Origin of the sequence: Dactylosporangium sp. NPDC050688 (assembly GCF_040654515.1) — a bacterium.
Taxonomy (GTDB): Bacteria; Actinomycetota; Actinomycetes; order Mycobacteriales; family Micromonosporaceae; genus Dactylosporangium.
In genome coordinates, this window is the sequence record NZ_JBFAIC010000026.1 from 75,726 (window position 1) to 99,664 (window position 23,939).

Sequence of the window (23,939 nt, forward strand, 5' to 3'; positions counted from 1 at the left end):
CCTTCTCCAAGGGGTCGACCGGCATCTACCGGAGACGATATCGGCTCAGGCCGCCATCGCCATGATCTGTGTGACGTCCCGGGTCAGGCACGCCACGAAACCGGGCAGGGCACTGCCGGTGAAGTAGAAGTGCCCGCCGGGGAACGTGTGGTGCGCGAACGGGCCGGTCGTGCGCCCCGACCAGGCCGCCATCGCCGCCGGCGCCGCCCACCGGTCGTGGGTGCCGCCGTAGACGGTCAGCGGGCAGTCCAGCGGCGCCTGGAAGCCGGTCGGGTGGTAGGACTCGACCGCGGCCAGATCGGCGCGCACCAGGCGCAGGAAGCGGTCCCGGAACGCCGGGTTGTCCGCCAGCCAGTCCGGCACCCCGCCGAGGTCGGCGAGGGCGGCCAGCAGCGCCGCGTCGCCGAGGTGGTGCAGGCCCCGGCGCCCGTTCGGCCAGCCGGGCGGCAGGCGCCCGGACAGCCCCATCCACAGCGGCGGGGCGCCCGCCGCGGTCCACGCCCGGGCCACCTCCCACGCCACGATCGCGCCCATGCTGTGGCCGAAGAGCGCCACCGGCGCGTCCCGCAGCGGCTGAATGTCCTCCAGGGCGCGGCCGACGACCGCCGCCATGCCGCTGAGCGGCACCTCGGCGGCGCGCTTGCCGCGGCCCGGCAGGTCCAGCAGCGCGACGTCCCAGTCGGCCGGCAGGTGGCGGCTCATCGGGAAGTACGCGGCGGCCGAACCGCCCGCGTGGTGGAACCCGATGAGCCGCACCGCCGGCGCTGTCAGGGGCCGCGGGCGGATGAACGCCGTCACCGGGCGACCAGCCGGGCCGCACCGACGATGTCCGTGGCGAGGCAGCCCAGCAGCGACGCGAGGGGCGCGTCCATGTCCATGAGCTCCAGCGGCACCGTCGTGTTGAACCGCTGCTCGACGCCCTTGACGAAGAGCATGGCGGTGAACGAGTCGCCGCCGATCTCCAGGAAGGACTGCCGCGGGTCGAGCTCGTCCTCGGCGTGCAGGACCTCCCGCAGCTCCGCCATCAGCGACTCGGTGACCTCGTCGTGGGACAGCCCGCCGCTCGTGGCGACCCGGGCGATCGGGCCGGCCGCCGCGGCGACCGGCGTCGGGTCGGGCTCGTCGACCCAGAACCGGCGCCGCTGGAACGGGTAGACCGGCAGGTCGTCGATGATCCGGTCGCCGGGGCGGCGCAGCGCGTCGAAGCGCACCTCGCCGCCGGCCTGGAACAGCGCGCCGAGCGCGGCCAGCAGCAACCGCGGCGCCTGCTCCGGGTCCCCGTTCACCAGCGGGTGCATCTGGTCGTCCCAGGACAGCCGCACCACGCCCGCCGGCAGGCCCGGCGCGTCGCCGGTGCGGACCAGCACGCCGAGCAGGGTCAGCATCCGCGCCAGCCGGTCCGGGGCCGAGTCCGTGCGCTGGTCCCCCGCCCCCAGCAGCGGGAACGCGGCGGCGAGCCGGTCGGCGGCGGCGGCGACGTTCGGCGCGTCCGGGCCGCAGTGCAGCCGCAGCTGGGCGAACGCCGCCGACGTGTCGCTGATCGGGGCGGCGCCGAACCGCTGCGCGAGCTCCGCGCCGGTGTCGCCGACGACCGCCAGCCGGTACGGGAAAGCGACCCGCCCGGTGCGCAGCGTGTGACAGGCCGCGGACAGGTCGGCGGGGCCGAGGCCGGCGAGCCGGGGCGCCACGGTGACGGCGAGCTGCCGCAGCGAGGACGGATCCTTCGCCGACAGGGTCACCAGGTACGGCGCCGGCACCGCGGCCTTCGCCGGGGTCGCCGGTGCGGCCCGGTGCGGCAGCAGCGCCGGTACCCGCTGCGGGTCGAACGCCTCCAGCACGGCGTGCGCGTTGGTGCCGCTGAGCCCGAACGCGCTGACCCCGGCGACCCGGTGCGGCAGCGCCGCCGGCCACGGCGCACCGCGGTCGGGGACCGTGAGATGGTTCTCGGTCCACGGGATCAGCGGGTTGAGCGGCCCGTCGGCGGCGCTGCGCGCGGCGGGGATCCGCCCGGCGCGCACCATCAGCACCAGCTTGATCAGCGACGCGATGCCGGACGCCGCCTCGAGGTGGCCGATGCGGGACTTGACGCTGCCGATCGCCAGCGGCACGCCGCGGGCGCCGGCGGCCGGGCCGAACACCGCCTGCAGCGCGCCCGCCTCGAGGGGATCGCCGAGGCGGGTGCCGGTGCCGTGGGCCTCGACGTAGCCGACCTCCTCGGGCCGTACCCCGGCCTCCTGCAGCGCGGCCCGGATCACCTGCTGCTGCGCCGGTCCGCTGGGGACGGTCAGCCCCGAGGAGGCACCGTCGGAGTTGACGGCGGTGCCGCGCAGCACGGCCAGGACGGTGCGCTCCTCGCGCAGCGCCCGTTCCAGGGTCATCAGCACCAGCACCCCGGCGCCCTCACCGCGGCCGTAGCCGTCGGCGTCGGCGCGGAACGCCTTCGTGTGCCCGTCCGGGGCCAGGGCGCGGCTCTGGCACAGCGACACCATGAGGTCGGCGGACAGCACCAGGTTCGCGCCGCCGACGATCGCGTACCGGCACTCGTCGCGCCGCAGCGCCTGCGCCGCGAGGTGCAGCGCGACGAGCGAGGAGGAGCAGGCGGTGTCGACGCTCAGCGCCGGGCCGGCCAGGCCGAGCGCATAGCTGATCCGGCCGGCGGCGAAGCACAGCCCGCCGCTCGTGCCGAAGTAGGGGTCGATGCCGGACTTGTCCGCGGCCGGGGCGAGGCGCTGGGAGTACTCCGCGCCCATGATGCCGACGAACACGCCGGTGTCGAGCCGGTCGGTGCGCCGTACCGCGATGCCGGCGCGTTCCATCGCCTCCCACGCGGTCTCCAGCAGCAGCCGCTGCTGGGGGTCGAGGGTCTCGGCCTCCCGGTTGGAGATGCCGAAGAACCCCGCGTCGAATTCGGCGATCCCGCTGAGGAACCCGGCACGGTCCACATAGGACTTCCCGGGGCCGCCGGCCGGGTCGTGCACGGCGCGCAGCCCGGGCCGGTCGGCCGGGATCGGGCCGACCGCCGTGTGGTCGCTGTTGAGGAAGTCCCAATACGCCTCCGGCGTGCTGAGCCCGCCGGGCAGCCGCAGCCCGAGCCCGACGACCGCGAGTGGCGCGCGGCGCGCGTCCTCCAGCTCGGCGACGCGGGCCTTCAACGTGCGGGACAGGCGGAGCTGCTCCTCCATCAGGTGACGCAGCTGTTCCAGTTCCACGGTCATCCCTTCTTCTGGCTGGTCAGGTCCTGTTGGACGGCAAGGATGAGCTGGTCGAGGGAGAGCTCGGACAGATCGGTGTCCGCGCCGGCGGCGGCGACCGGGTAGGTCTCGGCGGCCGGCCCCACGGCGGTCTCCGCGGCGGGCCCGTCAGCGGGCGCTGGGTACGCCAGGTCGTGCACGAAGCGGGTGATCGCCGGCACCGTCGGGTAGTCGATGCCCATCGTGGCCGGCAGGTCCGCCCCCATCGCGTGCTCCAGCCGGGACCTCAGGTCGATGACCATGATCGAGTCCAGGCCGATCTCGGCGAAGCTGAGGCTCTCGTCGACGGCGCCGTCGTCGCCGACGATGACACCGAGCATTTCCCGGACCGCGCGGCGCAGCGCGGCCTCCCGGGCTTCCGGGGCGACGTCGTCGACGGCCCGGCGCAGCCAGCCCTTCGCCTGGGCGGCCCGCCCGTCCGGTGCGGCGGTGCCGGCCGGCCGGTCGGTGAGGGCCGCGACGAGTGCCGCCCGCGGGTGCCCGGCGACCTGCTCGGCGTAGCGCGCGACGTCGAGGTCGACCGCGAGCAGCCGGGGCAGCTCGCCCGCCACGGCGAGCGCCAGCAGCGGCGCCGCGCCCTCGTCGTCCAGGGGGCGCACGCCGAGCCGCTCACCGGCGCGGCGGACCGCGTCGGCGGCCGCCATGCCGCCCTTCGCGGCCGGGGTCCACGGGCCCCAGTTGACCGAGGTGGCCGGCACCCCGCCGGCCCGCAACGCCTCGGCGAGGCCGTCCAGGAAGCCGTTCGCGGCGCCGTAGTTGGTCTGCCCGGCCGAGCCGAGCAGGCTCGACGCGGAGGAGAACAGCACGAACGCGGTCAACGGCTGCCCGCCGGTCGCCGCCGCCAGGTGCTCGGCCCCGACCGCCTTGGCCGCGAACACCTTGGCCAGCGACGCCTCGTCGAGCTCGTCGAACGGCCGGTCGTCCAGCGCCCCGGCGAGGTGCAGCACGCCGTGCAGCGGGCCGGTCGCGGTGGCCGCGGCGACCGCGCGGGCGCAGTCGGCCGGGTCGGTCACGTCGCCGCGGACCACGCCGACGGTGACCCCGGCGGCGACGAGGTCGTCGATCACCTCCTGCGCTGCCGGGTCCGGCGCGGATCGCCCGAGCAGGGTGACCGCGGCCGTGCCCTGCTGCGCGAGCAGCCGGGCGCTGCTCAGGCCGAGCGCACCGAGCCCGCCGGTGATCAGGACGTTGCGCGGCCAGGCCGCGATCGCCGGGCCGGACGTGACCGGGACCAGCCTCGCCGCGGTGACAGGCTGCGCACCGCCGGCGCCGACGGTCAGGCACGGCTCGGGTACCCCGGCCGCCGCCGCCTGGGCGAGGACCCCGGCGAGCAGCGCCGGGTCCGCGCCGTCCTCGACGGTGACCCGCAGCAGGCGCCGGCGGGGCTGCTCGGCCTCCAGGGCCGCGAGCATCCCCCACAGCGCCTGCCGCAGCGGGGCCGCCTGCGCGCCGCCCGCGGCCAGGACCGCGTAGGGCACGTCGGGCGACGCCGCGCGCAGCGAGGTCGCGAGGTCCCACACCGCCCGCCGGGCGTCCTGCGCGGTGGCGGTGGTGGTAGAGGTGGTCGCCGGGTCGAGGAACCGCGCGTCGGCGACGAGCTCGGCGTCGCCCGCCGGCAGCGCCGCGACGGCGGCGTGCAGCGCCGGACCGCCGCCGACGACCGTGATGCTCGCCCCGGCCGCCGTGACGGCGACCGGGACGTGGTCCAGGCGGTAGCCGCCGGACGGGCCGCCCTTCAGGCTCTGCTGCAGCACGGTGCGCGACGCCGCCCGGACCCGGAAGTCGTCCGCGGTGAACAGGGTCCTGCCCGCGCCGGTGAACAGCCGGATGTCCGCGCTCTCCACCCGCCAGCGCCCCTGCGACAGCGGCGCCGCCTGGGTCACGGTGACGTGCCCCCACAGCTCGTCGTCGGCGTCGGGACGGCCGGTGAACGCCAGCCGGCGGGCCGCGAACGGGATCGCCAGCTCCGGCGACTCGCCGTCGGGGCCCTCGCCGAGGAACCCGGCGATGCTCTGGAAGCACGAGTCGATCAGGCCGGGGTACAGCTCGTAGTCCGCCGGGTCGTCCGGCAGCTGCGGGCGGCGGTAGCGCACCAGCGTGTCGTTGCCGCGCAGCCACGCCTCACCGACCCAGCGGAACGCCGGGCCGAGCGTGTAGCCGAGCTCCCGCGCCTGCTGGTAGAACTGCTCGCCGGTGATGTGCCGCTCGGCGGTGGCGATGAACGCGGCCGGGTCCGGCGCCGCACCGGGCACCGCGGCCGCGGGCGCGCCGAGGCGGCCTGACATGTGCTCCTGCCAGCGCCCGTTCACCGGGTCGAACATGCTCTGCACGCTGAGCCTCGGCTGCTGACCATCCACTTCGGACACCAGCAGCTGTACCTCGTAGCGCTCGTCGTCCTTGATGACCAGGGCGCGCGGGCAGACGAAGTCCTCGACGGTGATCGGCTGCCCGCCGGGCGCGAGCGCGCTGAGCAGCGTCGCCAGGTGCGACGCGGCCGGCGTGACCACGGTGCCGTAGAGGCGGTGGTCGCCGAGGTACGGCGGGAACTGCGGGCTGCGCTCGAAGCTGAACACCCGCCCGCTGCCGAGCCCGGGGGATCGCAGCTCCCGGCCCCAGTGCGGGGTGCTCGGCAGAGTCGCGGCGGTGGCCGGCGTACCGGCACCGGCCGGGACCCAGTACCGGGTGTCCGCGAACGGGTACCGGGGCGCGTCGGCGCGTCGCCCGGTGCCCTGCACGGCCGCCCAGTCGAGGCGCTGACCGCGCTCGTACAGGCTGCGGGCGGCGCCGAGCATCGCGGTGCGGTCCGGCGCGCCGCGGCGCAGCGACGCCAGCGCCGTCTCCGCGGTCGCGACCCCGGCCGCGGTGGCCAGGTTCCCCAGGGTCCGGCCGGGGCCGATCTCCAGGTACAGGTCGATGTCCAGCTCGCGCAGCTGCTCGACGCCTTCGGCGAAGCGGACCGGGCGGCGCACGTGCTCGCACCAGTACCCGGCGTCGTACTGGCCGGGCGTGGCGAGCCGCCCGGTGACGTTGGCGACGATCGGGATGCGGGGCCGGGCGTGCTCCAGCCCGTCGATCGCGGCCCGCAGCTGCGGCAGGATCGGCTCCATCAGCCGCGAGTGGAACGCGTGCGACACGACCAGCGGCCGGCTCTGGATGCCGTCGGCGGTGAGCTCCTTGGCGAACGCCTCGACCGCGTCCGGCGCACCGGCGACGACGGTCGCCTGCGGCCCGTTGACCGCGGCGATGTCCAGCCCGGCACCGTCGATGCGCGCCGCGACCACGTCGGGCGCGGCGACGACGGCGAGCATCGCCCCGGCCTCGGTGCCCTGCATCAGCCGGGCCCGGTGCGTGATGAGGTCGAGACCGGCGGGCAGGGTCAGCACCCCGGCGTGCACGGCGGCGGCGATCTCGCCGACGCTGTGGCCGAGCACCGCGACCGGCTCGACGCCCCACGACCGCCACAGCGCGGCGAGCGCCAGCTCCAGGGCGACCAGCGCCGGCTGGGTGATCCGGGTCTGGTTGATCAGTTCCCGGTCACGGCCGGCGAACATCAGGTCGGTCAGCGGCTCGCCGAGCGCGTCGCCGAAGTGCGCGGCGCAGGCGTCGATGACGTCGCGGAAGACCGGCTCGGTGCGGTACAGCTCGGCGCCCATCCCGAAGTACTGGCTGCTCTGGCCGGAGAACAGGAACGCGACGCGGGGCGGCCGGGGCGAGTGGGCCGCCGGGGCGCGGCCGAGCGCGGCGAGCAGTTGCTCGCGGCTGGCGCCGACGGCCGCGCGGCGGACCGGCAGGTGGGCCCGGCCGGCGCCGGCGGTGGCCGCCAAGGCAGCGATCTCCTCGTCGGTGGCGTCGCCGATCCGGCGCGTCCACGCCGCGGTGACCCGGGCGAGGCCGTCCTCGTCGGCGGCGGACAGGGGCAGCAGCACGGCGCCGGTGGCCGCGGCGGGCCGGTCCGCCGCAGCGGGTGCCTCGCCGACGATGACGTGCGCGTTGGTGCCACTGAAGCCGAAGCCCGACACGCCGGCCAGGCGCGGCCCGTCCCCGCGCCGCCACGGCTGGAGGGTGTCGACGACCCGGACGTTCATGTCCTGCCATGGCACGTGCGGGTTGAGTTCGGCGCAGTGCAGGTTGGGCGGCAGCTGGCCGTGCCGCAGCGCCAGGACGGTCTTGATGAGCGCGACCACGCCGGCCGCCGACTCACAGTGCCCGACGACGCTCTTGACCGAGCCGAGGTGCAGCGGGCGGCCGGGCGCGCGGCCCCGGCGCAGCACGGACCACGCGGCGGCCAGCTCGATCGGGTCGCCGAGCGAGGTGCCGGTGCCGTGCGCTTCGAGCAGGTCGATGTCGGCGGGTGCGACCCGCGCGTCGGCGAGGGCGGCGGCGATGACGTCCTCCTGTGCCCGCCCGCTGGGGACGGTGAGACCGGACGAGGCGCCGTCGGAGTTCACCGCGCTGCCGTGCAGGACCGCGAGGATCGGGTCACCGTCGCGGCGGGCGTCGGCGAGGCGGCGCAGCACCAGTACACCCACACCTTCGGAACGCACGAAACCGTCCGCGGCCGCCGAGAACGTCTTGCACCGCCCCTCCGGCGACAGCATGTGCGCGCGGCTCACCGCGACCGACGCGGTCGGCGCCGCGATGACGTTGACGCCGCCGGCGATCGCCCGGTCGCTCTCGCCCTGCCGCAGCGAGCGGATCGCCAGGTGCACGGCGACCAGCGACGAGGAGCAGGCGGTGTCGACGGCGAGTGCCGGGCCGCGCAGCCCGAGGGTGAACGCGATGCGCCCGGCTGCGGCGTTGAGCGCGGTGCCGGTGCCGAAGTACGCGTCGAGCCCTTCGAGGCCGCCGCGCTCCAGCAGCCTGCCGTAGTCGGAGTTGGAGATGCCGACGAAGACACCGGTGCGGGAGCCGGCCAGGCCGCTCGGGTCGGTCCCGGCGGACTCCAGGGCGTGCCACGCCGACTCCAGCAGCAGCCGGTGCTGCGGGTCGAGGTTCTCCGCCTCGCGGGCCGGGATGCCGAAGAAGCCGGCGTCGAAGCGGTCCACGTCGGTGAGGAAGCCGCCCTGGTCGGTGGTGATGGTGCCGGCCCGCAGCGGGTCGTCGGCGCGCAGCGCGGCGCTGTCCCAGCGCGACGCGGGGACGTCACCGACGGCGTCGCGGCCGTCGCGCAGCAGCGCCCAGAACTCCTCGACCGAGTCGGCGCCCGGGAACCGGCCAGCCATGCCGACGACCGCAATCGGTTCGGCACCGAACGGGTCCGCACCGAACGGCTCTGCGGCGACCGGCTCCGGCGCGGTGGTCGCCACCGCCGGCCCGGCAGGTTCGGCCGCGACCAGCTCGGGGGCCGGCACGGGGGCCGGTTCGGGCAGCCCGGACAGGCGGCCGGTCAGCAGGTCGGCGAGGGCGCCCGCGGTCGGGTGGTCGAAGACGTCGGAGATGGTGGCCGGGACGCCGAGCTCGGCGGCGAGGGCCTTGGTGAGGTCGACGGCCATCATCGAGTCCAGGCCGAGGTCGAAGAACCCGACGTCGGAGGGGACCCGGCCGTCGGCGTGGCCAAGGACGGCGGCGACGGCGGCGGTGACGATGCCGGCCACCGCGTCCCGTCGCGCCACCTCGGGCAGCGCCAGCAGGTCGGCCCGGGCCGTGGCTGACACCGGGGCCGGGGCCGCACCGCTGGTGGCGTCGGCCGCGGTGGTGGGGCCGGCGCCAGGCGCGGTGGCCAGCGCACCAGCCGCGGCGGTGTGGCCGGTCCCGGGCGCGGTGCCCGGCACGCTGGGCGCGGTGCCCACGGAGGGTGGCGTGGTGGTGCTGCCGGGGAAGAGCGCACGGCGGCGGCGGGCGGCGGTGACCTCGGTGAAGCGGTCCCAGTCGACGGGGCAGACGACGAGGTGGCCGCCGCCGGTCGACAGCCCGGCACCGAGCGCCGCGCAGCCGACCGGGGCGGTCACCGCACCCACGCCGGCGCGGGCCAGGCCGCTCAGCGACGCCGCGTCGACCATGCCGTCGACGTCCCACGGGCCGTAGGCGACCGTGCGGGTCACCGGGCCGCCCGGGACGGCGGCGAGCAGGTCCAGACCGCCGTTCGCCGCCGCGTAGGCGCCGTAGCCGGCGGTCCCCCACAGCGCGGTCACCGAGGAGAGCTGGACGACGAACTCGACCGGGTGCTCGGCGGCCAGCAGCCGCAGCTGCCAGGCGGCGGCGTACTTGGCGCCCAGCGCCTCGGCGAAGTCGGCCTCCGTCGCGGCGCTGAGCGGGGTCTCCCGCAGCGTCCCGGCGGCGTGCACGATGCCGCGGACCGGCGGCGCGCCCGGAGGCGGCACGGCGGCGGCGGCCAGGGCGGCGGGGTCGGCCACGTCGGCGGCCCGGTAGGTCACGCCCGCCCCGGCGGACCGCCAGGCGGCGAGCGCGTCGCGGGCGGCGGGGCGCAGGTCCTCGGCCGCGGTCCGGCCGATCAGCAGCAGGTGCCGGGCGCCGCGGGCGACGAGGTCGCTCACCACCGCCCGGCCGACACCGCCGAGGGCGCCGGTGATCAGGTACGTGCCGTCGCCGTCGACCGGCAGCCCACCGGCGCCCGCGGTGACGGCCGCCGCCCGCAGCCGCGCGGTGTGCACGGCGCCGCCGCGCACGGCCAGCACGTCCTCGGCGCCGGTCGCGCCGAGCAGCCCGGCCAGCGCCGCGGCACCGGCCGGCGACGGGCCCGCGGACGGCCCGGCGGGCAGGTCGATCAGGCCACCCCAGCCGGCCGGGAACTCCAGGCCGAGGACCGCGCCGAGACCGTTGACGAGCCCGTGCGCGCTGGGCACGCAGACGTCCCCGGGGACGGCGGCGCGGGTGCCGGTGGTCACGGCGTAGGCGATGGCACCGGCGGGCAGCGACCGCACGGCGGTGGTGACGGCCGCGCACAGCCGCGCGCCGTCCGCCGCCAGGGTGCCCGCCAGGGTGTCCGGCCCGGTGGCGGGCAGGGCGGGCGCGGTGAAGGCGAGCGCCAGGACGGCGGGGACCGGGCGGCCGACCCAGAACGCGGCCCACTCCGCGTCGTCGCCGGGCACGGGGCCGGCGTTGCCGGGCACCGGGCCGAGGACGGTCACGTCGCGGCCGGCGGCGCGGGCCGCTTCGGCGAGCGGTGCCAGGACCGTCGCGTCGTCCCCGGCGACGACCAGCGGCGTCGCGGCCGCGGCGGGTGCCGGGTCGAGTCGCTGCCAGTCCAGCTCGTACGCGGGGATCGGCGCGTCCAGTTCCTCGGGCGCGTGCCGCGACCGCCGCCAGGGGTACGGCGGAAGGTCCGCCACCCGGCGGGGCAGGCTGTCGGGCGTGGCCCCGGCCGGCGGCTGGGTGTCCCCCGCCGTGCCCCCGGCGATGGCGCGCAGCGCGCCGGCGGCCTCGGCCGGGCCGGCGGCGCGGATCGTGGCGCGGACCGGGTGGCCGGTGCGGCCGTGCGTCGCGGTGTACGCGAACGCCGGGTAGTCCGCGGGGTCCAGGGCGTCGGCGGCCGCGGCGAACCGGCCGGCGAGGCGGCGCAGCGCGGCCTCGTCGCGGGCCGAGATCTCGAAGCCGGTCACCGGGGTCGCCGGGGCCGGCGCCGCGTCGGGGGCTGGGCCGAGCACGACGTGGGCGTTGGTGCCGCTCATGCCGAACGCGCTGACCCCGGCGAACCGGCCCGCGGCCGGCGACCAGCCGGTCAGCTCGGCCGGCACGGCGATGCCGGTGCCGGACAGGTCGATGCGCGGGTTCAGGGTGTCGAAGTGGACCAACGGCGGGATCTGCCGGTGCCGCAGGCACAGCAGCGCCTTGAGCAGCCCGGCGATGCCCGCGGCGGCCTCGAGGTGGCCGAGGTTGGTCTTCACCGCGCCGGTGTGCAGCGGGGCGCCGCCGTTGCGCCGGCCGAGGGCGGTGGCGAGGGCGTCCATCTCGATCGGGTCGCCGAGCGCGGTGCCGGTCCCGTGCGCCTCGACCATGCCGATGTCGGCGGGGGTGAGCCGGGCGTCGGCCAGGGCGGCCTCGATGAGCGAGACCTGCGCCAGGACGTTCGGTGCGGTGAAGCCGGTGGACCGGCCGTCCTGGTTGACCGCGGAGCCGTGGATGACGCCGAGGATGCGGTCACCGTCGCGGACCGCGTCGGCGAGGCGCTTGAGCACGGCGATGCCGGAGCCCTCGCCGCGGGTGAAGCCGTTGGCCCGGGCGTCGAACGTCTTGCACAGCCCGTCCGGGGCCAGCGAGCCCATCTCCTTGCCGTAGCGGGTGGAGCGCGGCGACAGCAGCAGGTTCACGCCGCCGGCCAGGGCCACCTCGCACTCCCCCCGCCGCAGCGCCTGCACCGCCTGATGGACGGCGACGAGCGACGACGAGCACGCGGTGTCGACGGCGACGGCCGGGCCGGTGAGCCCGAGGGTGTAGGCGACCCGGCCGGCGGCGAAGCAGTTGCCGTTGCCGGTGGCCCAGTACACGTCGGAGCCGGCCGGCTCCCAGTCGCGGTAGTCGGCGTTGGTGATGCCGAGGTAGAAGCCGGTGCGCACGTCGCTGAGCGCGAGCGGCGGCAGGCCGGCGTGTTCGAGGGCCTCCCACGACACCTCCAGCAGCAGCCGCTGCTGCGGGTCCAGGGCGCGCGCCTCGCGCGGGCTGATGCCGAAGAACTCGGCGTCGAAGCCGAGCACCTCCTCCAGCCAGCCGCCCCGGTTGGGCAGCGCGTCCCATCCGGCGGCGAACGGCCACTTGCGGCCCGGCGGGCGGGCGTGGACCAGGTCCCGGCCGGCGGTCAGCGCCGCCCAGTAGCCGTCCAGCGTCTCGATGCCGCCCGGCAGCCGCAGACCCGCGCCGATGACGGCGACCGGCTGGGCGCCACCCTGCCCGTCGAGCTGCGCCCGCAGCTTCTTGATGGTGTCCAGGGCGCGCGACAACGGGGTCGGTGCGGCCTGGTCGGTTCCACGCTGGTCCATGTCCGTCCTCACTGGAGTGTCGTTCGGGAAGTGGCACCCGCACGGCGGCGCGCCCAGGCGCCGCCGTGCGGCCGGCCGGTTGCCCAGCCGGTTGACCAGCCGGTTGCTCAGCCGGGTGGCCGGCCGGGGCCGGTCAGGCGGTCGGCTCGGCGAAGAGCCGTTCGCAGAGGACCCCGGCCAGCGCCTGCGAGGTGCCGTAGCTCCACAGCAGGGTCGGCGACAGCCGGAGGCCGAACGCCCCTTCCAGCCGGTTGCGCAGCTCCAGGCCCATCAGCGAGTCGAGGCCGAGGGACTTGAACGGCGCGTCACGGTCGATGTCGGTCGGGTCGAGGCGCAGCACCCGGCCGGCGAGCTCCTTGACCCGGCTCTCCACCAGCAGCAGGCGTTCGGCCTCGGTGCCTGCTCGCAGCTGGGCGAGCAGCGCGGCGCTGCCGGAGCCGCCCGCGGTGCCGCCGGATCGGGCCTCGTCGCGCAGCACCCGCCAGCTCGGCTGGGCCGCCGTGTCGGGGTAGGCGTCGAACCACTGCCGCAGGTTCATCGGCAGGTACCCGATGACCGGCACCCCACCGGTCGGGTCGGCGAGCAGCTCGGCCAGGGCCGGCCAGGCCTCGGCGACGGTGAACCCGGTCATGCCCCGCTCGGCCAGCCGCGCGCCCCGGTTGTCGTCGGCGGCGGCCAGGCCGATCGCCTCGAACGGACCCCACTGCACGGACAGCGCCGGGCGTCCCTCGGCGCGGCGGCGGGCCGCCAGCGCGTCGAGGTAGGCGTTGCCGGCCGCGTAGGCGGCCTGCCCTGCGTTGCCGACCAGTGCGGCGCCCGAGGAGAACAGCACGAACAGGTCCAGCGGGTCGTCGCGGGTCGCGGCGTCCAGGTGGCGGGCGCCGTCGATCTTGGGCCGCAGTACCCGCTCCACCTGCGCCGGCTCCAGGTTGAGGACGGTGGCGTCGTCGAGCAGGCCGGCGGCGTGCACGACACCGCGGATCGCCGGCAGCTCACGCCGGAGCTTGTCCAGCGCGGTCACCGTGGCCGCCTCGTCAGCGACGTCGACGGCGACCGTGGTGACCCGCGTGCCGCCCGCGCGGAGCGCGTCGATGCGGGCCGCCGCGTCCGGGCCCGGCTCGCGCCGGCCCAGCAGGGCCAGCGCACCCGCGCCGCGGGCCGCGAAGTCCTCCGCCAGGCTGAGTCCCAGGGCGCCGAGGCCACCGCTGATCACGTAGGTGCCGTCGGCGCGCAGCCGCCCACCGGGCAGCGGGTCCGGTGCGACGGAGCGCACCGAGGCCGGGTCGACGAGGACGAACTTGCCGACGTGGGTGCCGCGGCCCATGGTGCGCAGCGCCTCGGCGGCGTCGGCGAACGGGTACCGCAGCACCGGCAGCGTCCAGCCCTCGCCGGTGCTGACGTGCGCCCACACGTCCGCGAGCAGCTTCGCGAACCGGGCCGGGCGGCGCTCCATGAGCCCCGCGAGGTCGACCGAGGCGAGGCTGACCCCCTTGCGGAACGCGTCGAGGCTGATCGTCCGGCCGGCGTAGATGTCCTTCTTGCCGACCTCGACGAACCGGCCGTCCTCGGCGAGGACGTCCAGCCCGAGCGGGATGGCGGCGCCGGTGAGCGAGTTGAGCACGACGTCCACGCCCCGCCCGCCGGTCACCGCGCGGACCTCGTCGGCCCAGCTCAGGTCGCGGGAGTCGAACACCGACGCGATGCCCATGGCGTGCAGCCGGGCCCGCTTCTCCTCGGTGCCGGCGGTCGCGATGACCTCTGCGCCGAGGTGCCGGGCGACGGCGATCGCGGCCAGGCCGAGCCCGCCGGTCGCCGAGTGGATCAGGACGGTCTCGCCGGGCTCCAGCCGGGCCAGGTCGTTGAGGCCGTACCAGGCGGTCATAAGCACCAGCGGCACCGCGGCCGCGTCGGCGGCGGCCAGCCCGTCGGGGATCGGCGCGCAGTGCGCCGCCGGCAGCGTCACGTGCGACGCGAACGCGCCGAACGCGCAGCCGACGACCCGGTCGCCGGGCGCGAACCCGGTCACGCCGGGTCCGACGCGGGTGACCCGGCCGGCGCACTCGCCGCCGAGCTGGGCCGCGCGGCCCTCGATGCCGGGGTAGGTGCCCATCGCCTTCATCACGTCGATGAAGTTGAGCGCCGCCGCGTCGACCTCCAGCTCGACCTCGCCCGCTCCCGGCGCGACCCGGGCCAGGGGCTTGTAGGCCAGCCCGTCCCAGAAGCCGGGCCGCTCGGCGACCAGCCGGAACGGTTGCGGCGGGGTCCGCCACACCGGGGTGGGGCGGTCCGTGTCGGGTTCCGGGGCACCGCGCACGAGGCGGCCCACGTACCGCTCACCGCCGCGCAGCACGACCTGGTCCTCGGCCGCCGCAGGTCCGCCGTCGCCACCACCGCCGAGCAGTTCGGCGGCACACGCCGCCGCCCACGACGGGTCGGCGTCGACGTCCACGACGACCGGCGACAGCTCGCCGTGCTCGCGGCGCAGCACCCGGGTGTAGCCCCAGTACAGGGCCGCGCCGGGGTCAGCGAGGTCACCGGCGCGGACGTCCTGCGCGCCGGTGGTGACGACCGCCAGCCGTGGCGGCACCGGCCGGCGCACGCAGGCGCGGACCAGCTCGGTCAGCTCCAGCAGCCCGACGCGTTGCGCGGCGAGACCCGCGCCGGCGGCCGGGGCCAGGAACGCGACCGCGTCCGGCGCGGCACCGGCCGGGACGGCCGCCCCGGTCGACACGACGACGTCGGCGCCCGCGGCCCGCATCGCCGCGGCGAGGGCCTCGGCCCGCGGGTCGCCGGCGGTCGCGGCCAGCAGCCACGAGCCGACCGGCCCGTCGGCCGCCGCGCCTGCGCCCGCGTCGAGGTCGAACCGCAGCCGGTGCAGCCGCTCCGCGGTCCTGGCCGCCTGGTCGCCGGTGGGCAGCACGGCGAAGGTCAACCCGGTCATCGCCAGCAGCGGCTCCCGGCCGGCGTCGAACAGGACCAGGTCGCAGGTGGTGGCGTCGCGGCGCACGACGTGCGAGTACACCTCGGTCACCGGCTCGGCCGGGTCGCGCAGCACCGCCACCGCCGCGACCCCGGTCGGCACGACGGCCGCGTCGCCCGGGTACAGCGCGAGCGACACCTGCAGGGCGGCGTCCCACAGCGCGGGGTGCAGCCCGTGGGGGCGGGCGCCGGCCCGGCACCTGTCGGGGAGCCGGACCGTGCCGAGGGCCTCGTCGCCGACGACGGTGATGCCGGTGACGCCCTGGAACGCCGGGCCGTAGTTGAGCCCGCGGGCGGTGCATGCCGCGTACAGGGTCTCCACCGGGTAGTCCTCGGCGCCGTCGCGGGCCTCGCCCAAATGCGCCGGGAACCTCGGCGGTTCGGCCGGCACGGCCGGTGCCAGCCGCGCGGTCGCGTGGGTGGTCCAGTCCGTGGCGCCCGGCGCCCTGGACAGCAGCGCGAAGCTGCCGCCGTCGGTGACGTCGTCGCGCAGCACGACGGCGACCCGGACCGGCTCGCCGGTGCCGCTGGGCAAAGTCAGGTCCCGGTGGAACGCGACCCCGGCGAGCCGCGCCGGCAGGGTGCCGGTGCGGGCCCGGCCGGTGGACAGCGCGAGCGCCATCATCGCCGCGCCGGGCAGCACGACCGCGTCGTGCACCTTGTGGTCGGCGATCCACGGCAGCGCCGCGGCGGACACGTCGAGGGTGCCCTGCCAGACGCCGGCCTCGGTGGTCGCCGGCTCCAGGGCCGGCTCGAACCCGGTCGAGGTGCCGGCCGTCCTGGTGCCGCTGGCGATCCAGTACCGCTTGCGCTGCCACGGGTACGGCGGCACCGCCACCTCGGGCGTGCCGGCCGGCCCGGCGAACGGGGTCAGGCCGGCGACGTAGGCGCGGGCGAACGCCCCGGCGATGTCGCCCGGCGCGCCGGTGTCGCGGCGCATGGTGCTCAGCACCGCCGGCGGCTCCGCGCGCAGCGCGGCGAGCTGCTCCAGGGCCGGCACCAGGATCGGGTGCGGGCTGATCTCCACGACGTGGGTGACACCGTCGTCGAAGAGCTGGGTCATCGCGTCGGCGAACAGCACCGGCTGGCGCAGGTTGCGGGCCCAGTAGTCGGCACCGAGCTCCGGGCCGCCGCACGGCCGGAGGTCCACTGTGGACATGAGCTGGACGGTGCCGGTCCGCGGCGCGACGCCGTCGAGCTCGGCGCGCAGGTCGTCCAGGAGGATGTCCATCTGCGGGCTGTGCGAGGCGTAGTCGACGTTGACGAGCCGGCAGAAGGTGCCCTCGGCGTCAAGGATCTCCTTGAGCGTGAGCACCGCCTCCGTCTCGCCGGACAGCACGCACGACGTCGGGCCGTTGTTGACCGCCACGGAGACCAGGTCCTCGAAGCCGGCCAGCGCGGCGCGGGCACCGTCCAGGTCCAGGTCGACGGCGAGCATCCGGCCCTTGCCGGTGGCCCGCAGCGCCAGGCGGCTGCGGGTGGCGACGATGCGGGCCGCGTCGCGCAGCGGCAGGATGCCGGCGACCGTCGCCGCGGTCACCTCCCCCTGCGAGTGGCCGACGACGACGTCGGGTTCGACGCCGGCGGCCCGCCACAGCCCGGTCAGCGCCACGGACACGCCCCACAGCGTCGGCTGGATCATGTCGAGGCGCTCCAGCCAGCCGTCGCCGGCCGTGCCGGACACGACCGCGCGCAGGTCCCAGTCGACGAACTCCGACAGCGCCTCGGCGCACCGGTCGATCTCGGCGGCGAAGGTGGGGCTCTGCGCATAGAGCTGCTGGCCCATCGCGCCCCACTGGGCGCCCTGGCCCGGGTAGACGAACGCGGTGCGGCCGTGCGCGCGGGGCCGTCCGGTGTGCACACCCGGCCGCTCGACGCCGCCGTCGGTGGCCGGCTCGGCGAGCACCGCGAGCCGGTCGCGCAGCGCCTCGACGCTGTCGGCGACCACGCCGGCCCGGTGGGTGAAGTGGTCGCGGTGGTTGCCGAGGGTACCGGCGAGCGCCGCGAGCCCCGCCGGACCGGTGACGGCCGCCGCGGCGGCGTGCAGCTGGGCGGCGCGTTCCCGGAGGCTGTCCTCGGTGTGCCCGGACACGGCGACGACGGCCGGGATGCCGCGCGCGCCCGCCGGCTCGCCGGCCGGCGCCGGGACGGCGATGCCCGCGGCGACGACGGCGTGGGCGTTGGTGCCGCCCCAGCCGAAGGAGTTGACGCCGAGGTAGACGGGCCGGTCGGTGGGCAGCGGGAGCGGCTGCCGGGCGACGGTCAGGCGCAGCTCGTCGAACGGGATGTCCGGGTTGAGCTCGGCGCTGTGCAGGCTCGCCGGCACCGTCCCGTGCCGGGCGGCGAGCAGGACCTTGACGAGGCCGGCGAGGCCCGCGGTCGGCTCCAGATGGCCGATGTTGGTCTTGACGGACCCGAGGGCGAGCGGGGCGGCGCCGGGGTCCCGGCGGCTGGCGAGAGCCCGGCCGATGGCGGTCGCCTCGATCGGATCGCCGCGGCCGGTGCCGGTGCCGTGCGCCTCGATGTACACCACGTCGGACAGGGGGACGCCGGCTTCGTCGTACACGCGCCGCAGCAGATCTTCCTGACCGGCCGGGTTGGGCACGACCAGCCCGTCGCCGCCGCCGTCGTTGTTGGCCCCGGTGGCGACGATGACGCCGCGGATGTGGTCGCCGTCGGCGATCGCCCGGTCGAGGGTCTTGAGGTACAGGGCGACGACGCCCTCGCCGCGCACGAAACCGTTGGCGGAGGACGCGAACGCCTTGCAGCGGCCGTCGGGCGACAGCCCGCCGAAGTGGGTGAGGCCGACGGAGCCGTCGGAGGACAGGATGAGGTTGACGCCGCCGACGAACGCGCCCTCGACCTCGCCGTGCCGCAACGCCTGGCAGGCCAGGTGCAGCGCGACCATCGAGGAGGAGCAGCCGGTCTCCACGGTGAGGCTGGGACCGGTGAGCTTGAGCAGGTAGGAGATGCGGGCCGACAGCATGTCCATCGCGGTGCCGACGGTGCTGTGCTGCGTGGTCGGGGTGCCCCGGTCCTTGCGCAGCAGCTCGTAGTCGTGCCACGACGAGCCGACGTAGACGCCGGTGCGGGTGCCGCGCAGGGTGGCGGCCGGCTTCCCGGCGTCCTCCAGGGCCCGCCACACCTCTTCGAGCAGCACCCGGTGCTGCGGGTCGACGTCCTCGGCCTCGCGCGGCGAGATGCCGAAGAACGTCGGGTCGAACAGGTCGACGCCGTCGATGAACCCGCCGACGTCCTGGACGGACTTCTCCGGGTCGAGCTGTGCGGTGCGGTCCCACCGGTCGGCGGGAACCGGCACGATCGCCTCTTCCCCGGCGGTCAGCAGCCGCCACAGACCGTCCACATCGGACGCTCCAGGGAACCGGCCGGCCATACCGACCACCGCGATGCGCTGGGATGCGTCGTGACTCATCGTTGACCACTCCTGACTGACGGCACCAGGGTCGGCGCCCCGGCCGCGATGTCCACCGGGTCGATCGGGTGGGCGGCGTTGACCACCCGATCCAGCAGGCGGTACTTGAGGGGCAGTTGGTTGAGCGTGGAGAAGCGCACCCGCCGGATGAACAGCTTCACCGGGTGCTTCTCGGCCAGGGCGCCTTCCTGGAACCGCTGGTACCGGGTGACGACGGTCTTGTGCCGGCGGCGCATGGCGACGTACTCGCCGAACGTGTCCGCGGGCAGTGGCCGGTCGCCGCCGCGCTCGAGGGCGCCGGCGAGGACCGGCGCCAGGCACACGGCGTCCTGGATGGCCAGGTTCACGCCCTGGCCGAGGATCGGCGTGCAGGTGTGCGACGCGTCGCCGATCAGCAGCAGCCCGTCGCGGGCCCACTGCTGCATCTCCGCGGTGAAGATCTCCAGGAACGACGTGTCGTCCCAGCTGGTGATGTGCTCCTCGACGAGGTCGGCGAGGCGCGGGTCGAGCGCGGCGATGCCGGCCTTGAACGCCGGCAGGCCGGCCGCCCGCAGCTCGCCGAGCTGCCGCTTGGGCAGGTTGTGGCCGATGCGCAGGAAGTCCGGCCAGGTCGGCAGCACGACCAGGTGCCGGTCGTCCTCGATCATCAGGTAGCCGTCGTCGCCCCAGCCCGCCGGGCGGGGCAGCTTGAAGGACAGGAAGTCCCGCGCCATCGGCTTGATGTCGGCGGCCAGCCCCGACCGCTGGCGGACCTTGGAGAAGCGCCCGTCGGCGCCGATCACGACCCGGGCCCGGATGCTCGTCGTCGCCCCGCCCGGCCCGCGCAGGGTCGCGCCGGCGACGGCGCCGTCCTGCTCGATGAGCCCGGTGAACGCGGTGCCCATGGCCAGGTGGAAGCTGGGGTGCGCCTGAGCGGCGGCGAGGAAGATGCCGATCAGGGCTGGCTGCGGGATGTCGATCGGCAGCGTCGCGAGGGGGAACTTGCCGTACTCCAGGCGCAGCAGCCGCCGGCCCCGCTCGATCGCGGTGACGCTGTTGATGGACAGGTAGCCGTGCTCGTCCAGCGCCGGGCCGAAGCCGAGCTCCCGCAGGGTGTGCACGGAGCGCGGGGCGATGTTCTCGCCGCGGAAGCTGCGCTCCAGGTCCTGCTGCTTCTCCACGACGACGACGTCGATGCCGCGCCGGGCCAGCAGGCAGCCCAGCAGCGCGCCGGCCGGCCCGCCGCCGATGACCAGCACGTCGGTGGTGCCGGGCAGTTCGGAAAACTCGCTCATCACTGCTCCCAGTGCTCGAGTCGGTTCTTGACCCGGCCGAGGATCTCCGCGGCCATGGCGCCGTCGAGGACCCGGTGGTCGAAGGTGAGGGACAGGGTCAGCACCGGCGCGACGACGATCTCGCCGTCGCGGACGACGGGGCTGTCGGCGATGCGCCCGACGCCGAAGCCGAGGGTGCCGGAGATCATCGGCAGGATCACCTGGACCGGCTCCTGGCCCACCGAGGTCACCGCGAAGGTCCCCTGCAGCGCGGCGCGCCGCGCCGGGTCGCGCAGGACGATGCGGTACAGCAGCCACGCGAGGGGCAGCGGCAGCCGCTGCAGCCGGCGCACCGAGGCGAACGGGCCACCCCCGTCGACCGGCGCCCGCTTGTAGCCGTCGACGGCCGCCTGGATCTCCTCGATCGTGCGCGCCTGCGCCGACTCGACGGTGCCGGACAGCACACACCGCTGCCCGTCGATGGTCCGGTCGAACAGCACCTTCGCGTGCACGTCGTCGAAGACCGTCAGCCGGGGCCGGGCACCGTCGCTGAGCACCGCGCGGGCGTCGGGGTAGCCGGCCAGGACCTCCGCGACCGCCTTGATGACGTAGGTGACGTAGCTGGGCCCGCCGGACGGCCCGCGCGCCGCGCGCAGCGCCGCCGCGTCGACCTCGGCCAGGAGGTAGACGTGGGCGGTGCGACGCGCGTCGCGCAAAAACGTGTACGTCTGCCGCCTGGCCGGCGGGAACGGCACGGTCGTCGCGCTCATGGCCGCGCGCCGGCCCGCTGCGCGTCGGCGGTGATCTCGGCCAGGTCGCCGATCGTCTGCGCGGCGACGAACCGCTCGTAGTCCAGCGACACGTTGAGTTCACGCTCCAGGTACACGAGCACCCGCAGCGAGTTGACCGAGTCCCAGCCGGCGACCGCGGCCAGCGGCCGCTGCGCGGTGAGCTCCTCCTCGTCGACGTCCAGCAGCTGGGCGACGACCTCGACGACAACTTCAGTGGACATGGAACACCTCTTCGTCCGGCGTGATCTGGATCCAGCGGGGCAGCGTCGGCAGATCCCGCAGGTCGTGCTGGTACCGCCCGGGTGCGCCGCCGACCGGCGCGAACCCCAGGCCGGGGTAGAACCCGGCGAACTTGCCGTTCTTCGGCGACGCCACGAAATCTCCGCGCACCGCGGGGGCGCCCGCCGCGAGCGCCGCCCGCAGGATCAGCCCGACCAGCGCGTCCTCGACGTTGCGGCTGAACACGCGGCAGCTGAGCACCATGTTCTCGATCTCCCAGGCACCGTCGGCGGCCCCGGTGAGCGCGACCGCGGCGATGAGACCGTGGTCGCCGAACCGGTCGGCCAGGCGGGCGCCGAAGTAGGCCGCGGTGCCCTCGTGCTCGCGCCGGCGCACCTCCTCGTCGCTGTACCGGCGGCCGGTGAGGTTGAACTGGTTCGTCTTGCCGAACAGCTGCGTGATGCGCGCCGCGTTCAGCGGGGCGAGCCGCTCCATGCTCAGCTTCGAGCCGAGGTCGAGCAGGTACTGCTCCAGGTCGACGACCGTGCGGGACAGCTCGGCGCGCTGGGCGTCGGCGCGGTACATCGCGGTGCGGCCGCGGTCCTCGTCGGTGACCCGCAGCAGCGCGAAGTCGCCCCGGGCAGCGAGCAGCGTCGCGTACCCGGCCGGGTCGGCACCCACCTCGACGGTCGTCACCTGCGGCGCGGCGCGGCGCATGAGGTCGCGCTCGGCCGGGTTGTCGTCGACGAACACCATGGCGTCGCTGCCGATGTTGAGCTGCGCCGCCATCGCGGTGACGTTGCCGGGCTTGGGGTTCCAGTCGGCGGCGAACGCGACGAACGCGTCGCCCCGCAGCACCATCTCCGGGTGGGTGTCGATCGCCTCCCGCGCGGCCGCGTCGTCGTTCTTCGACGCGACCGCGAGCAGCACCCCCTGGCGCATCAGGTCGTGGGCCAGGTCCTGCAGCTCGCGGTGCGCGGAGCCCGGGTACGCGCCGCCGAGCTTGATGCCCCCCGGCCCGTCGTCGCCGACGACCCCGCCCCACAGGGTGTTGTCCAGGTCCAGCACGAGGCACTTCGCGGACCGGCCGAGGTCGGCCCGGGCGATCCGGGCGAGCTCCTCGGCGTAGCCGGCGAGGAACGCGGTGGAGTACGTCTGCCCGGCGACGTGCCGCATCCGGTCGGCGCCGAAGATCGAGCCGGGCGCACCGCCGGTGGCACTGGTGCCGAAGCGGGCCGCGATCGCCGCCGCGCTGAGCACCACGGTGCCCTGCTCGGCGCCGAGGTCGAGAATGGCGGCGTTCATCCGCTCCCAGGCGGCCTCGACGCGGGCCCGGGTGGCGTAGTCGCGGTACCGGTCCCGGCGCAACGCCGACAGCGGCACCGTGGCCAGCACGACCAGGCCACCGAGGGCCTGCCGGCAGGCCGCGGCCCACTCGGCGAGCTCGGCCGGGAACGCCGCGCAGCCGCGCTCGACCTGCGCCGGGTCGAGCGGGTCGGTGACCCGCTCGAACACGGCGTTGTCGTCGAGCAGGCAGGCGGTGACCCGCGGGTCGAGGCCGGCCAGGTTCGGCGCGCCGGTCAGGATCTCCAGCCGCCACTGGTCGAAGCCCGCCAGCCGCACCTCGGGCAGCAGGCCGTCGCGGACCAGGGTCGCGGTCAGCAGATTGGGCAGCGCGTCGAGGGTGGAGTTGCCCAGCAGCGCGACCCGCTGCGGGACGAACCCGCCCGCGGCGGCCAGCTGGGCGTGGGCGCGGGTGCCGGACAGCAGCCCCCCGGCGGCCTCCAGCTCGAGGGGGTCGGTGAGGCCGGCGAGCACCTGGCGCAGCTCGGCCGCGGCCCCGCCGAGCCCGCCGGCGCGCTTGAGGGCGCGCAGCTGCGCGACCCCGCCGCGCTGGGCGGCGGGTGCCGTGACGGGTTCGAGGTTGACGTCAACGGCCATCGGAGGCCCCCTGGTGGCGCAGCGCCATCCCGGAGATGACCCACTTGGACGACTCGATAGTGGTGACCATGATCCGGGCGCCGTCCGCGGTGCCGTTCATCCCGGCCTGCGCGCGGCGCAGCTGGATGAACGGCAGCGCGTTGCCGTTGTTGCCGGTCTCCGCCACGCAGGACACCGCCTGCTCGGGGCGCACCCCGAGGTACTCGCGGATCTTCTCGGTCATGACGCCGTTGAGCTGCGGGGTGAGGACCCGCTCGACCTCCGCGGGCAACCAGCCGGTGAGCTCGCCGAGCTCGCCGAGGACGCGGGCCGCGGCCTCCGGCACGTGCCGCTCGATCGCCTTGTAGTCCTCCTCCCCCATCGGCTCGGGGGCGCTGATCCCGTTCGGGCCGGTGACGTGCGGCGCGCCCTCGGCGCCGTACCAGCGCACCACCTGCGCGGGCTTGCGGCCGAGGCCGACCGCGCGCAGGACCATGTGCTCCACGACGAAGCCGGGGCCGTCGGTGTCGGCCTCGACGACCGCGGCGCCGCCGCCGTCGCCGAACAGCGCGAAGTTGATCATCTCGGCGGGCCGCATGTCGGCCACGTCGCGCTTGGACGGCCAGAACTTCAGGCAGGTGTCGGCGCCGATGACCAGGCCGCGGCGCAGCCCGCTGGCCAGCAGCGCCCGGGCGGTGTACAGGCCCTGCAGCGCGCCGGCGCAGCCGGAGGTCAGCTGGAAGGTCGGCACACCGTCGATGCCGAGCCGGTCGGCGACCAGGTTCACCGTCGCCGGCATCAGGTGGTCCGGCGACGCCGTGGTCAGGATGAGGAACTCGACGTCGCCCGGGCCGAGGCCGGCCTTCTCCAAGGCCTTGCCGCCGGCGGCGGTGGCCAGGTCGCCGGTGCTCTTGGGCACCCCGGCCGGGCTGTCGGGACTGCAGAAATAACGGCTGCGATTTCCGGTCATCCGCTCGAGCCACTGCTCGTGCAGGCCGAACCGGGCAGCCATGTCGGAATTGGTGACCGGTTCTCCCGGAAGCACTTCACTGAGGGCTGTGATTCGCAAAGAACTGTCCTTTGCTCTCGGGCGGACAACACATTTCAAGGGCGCGTTCGTACGCCGCCGCATTTCTCGGGGTGCGGAAATGTCCGACGGC

Annotated in this window: 9 protein-coding genes; all 9 read right to left on the bottom strand. The window is 75.9% G+C overall.

From position 1 onward, the window contains the following. Window positions 1-45 precede the first annotated feature (45 nt). Complete coding sequence (locus tag AB0H83_RS24590) at window positions 46-798, bottom strand: alpha/beta fold hydrolase (RefSeq protein ID WP_360098207.1); 753 nt, start codon at window positions 796-798, stop codon at window positions 46-48. After that, window positions 795-3,215, bottom strand: a complete 2,421-nt coding sequence (locus AB0H83_RS24595; protein ID WP_360098209.1) for a beta-ketoacyl synthase N-terminal-like domain-containing protein — start codon at window positions 3,213-3,215, stop codon at window positions 795-797. Before AB0H83_RS24595 ends, AB0H83_RS24590 begins: the two co-directional genes overlap by 4 nt. Next, on the bottom strand, window positions 3,212-12,184 hold the full coding sequence (locus AB0H83_RS24600; protein WP_360098211.1) for an SDR family NAD(P)-dependent oxidoreductase: 8,973 nt from the start codon (window positions 12,182-12,184) through the stop codon (window positions 3,212-3,214). The genes AB0H83_RS24595 and AB0H83_RS24600 overlap by 4 nt, the downstream gene beginning before the upstream one ends. A gap of 133 nt (window positions 12,185-12,317) precedes the next feature. Then, on the bottom strand, window positions 12,318-18,596 hold the full coding sequence (locus tag AB0H83_RS24605; protein ID WP_360098213.1) for a type I polyketide synthase: 6,279 nt from the start codon (window positions 18,594-18,596) through the stop codon (window positions 12,318-12,320). After that, entirely contained in the window at window positions 18,593-19,870 is a 1,278-nt protein-coding gene (locus AB0H83_RS24610; protein WP_360098215.1) for an FAD-dependent monooxygenase, read from the bottom strand. The genes AB0H83_RS24605 and AB0H83_RS24610 overlap by 4 nt, the downstream gene beginning before the upstream one ends. After that, window positions 19,870-20,619: a 2-oxo acid dehydrogenase subunit E2 gene (locus AB0H83_RS24615; protein WP_360098217.1), complete on the bottom strand. Its 750-nt coding sequence runs from the start codon at window positions 20,617-20,619 to the stop codon at window positions 19,870-19,872. The genes AB0H83_RS24610 and AB0H83_RS24615 overlap by 1 nt, the downstream gene beginning before the upstream one ends. After that, window positions 20,616-20,861 carry an acyl carrier protein gene (locus AB0H83_RS24620; RefSeq protein WP_360098219.1) on the bottom strand — a complete coding sequence of 82 codons (246 nt, stop codon included), beginning with the start codon at window positions 20,859-20,861 and terminating at the stop codon, window positions 20,616-20,618. Before AB0H83_RS24620 ends, AB0H83_RS24615 begins: the two co-directional genes overlap by 4 nt. Continuing rightward, window positions 20,851-22,800 (bottom strand): HAD-IIIC family phosphatase, encoded by a 1,950-nt coding sequence (locus AB0H83_RS24625; protein WP_360098221.1) that lies wholly within the window; start codon window positions 22,798-22,800, stop codon window positions 20,851-20,853. The genes AB0H83_RS24620 and AB0H83_RS24625 overlap by 11 nt, the downstream gene beginning before the upstream one ends. Continuing rightward, the gene (locus AB0H83_RS24630; RefSeq protein WP_360098223.1) at window positions 22,790-23,791 is read right to left on the bottom strand and encodes a 3-oxoacyl-ACP synthase III family protein; all 1,002 of its coding nucleotides are present in this window, start codon (window positions 23,789-23,791) and stop codon (window positions 22,790-22,792) included. The genes AB0H83_RS24625 and AB0H83_RS24630 overlap by 11 nt, the downstream gene beginning before the upstream one ends. Window positions 23,792-23,939: the final 148 nt, after the last annotated feature.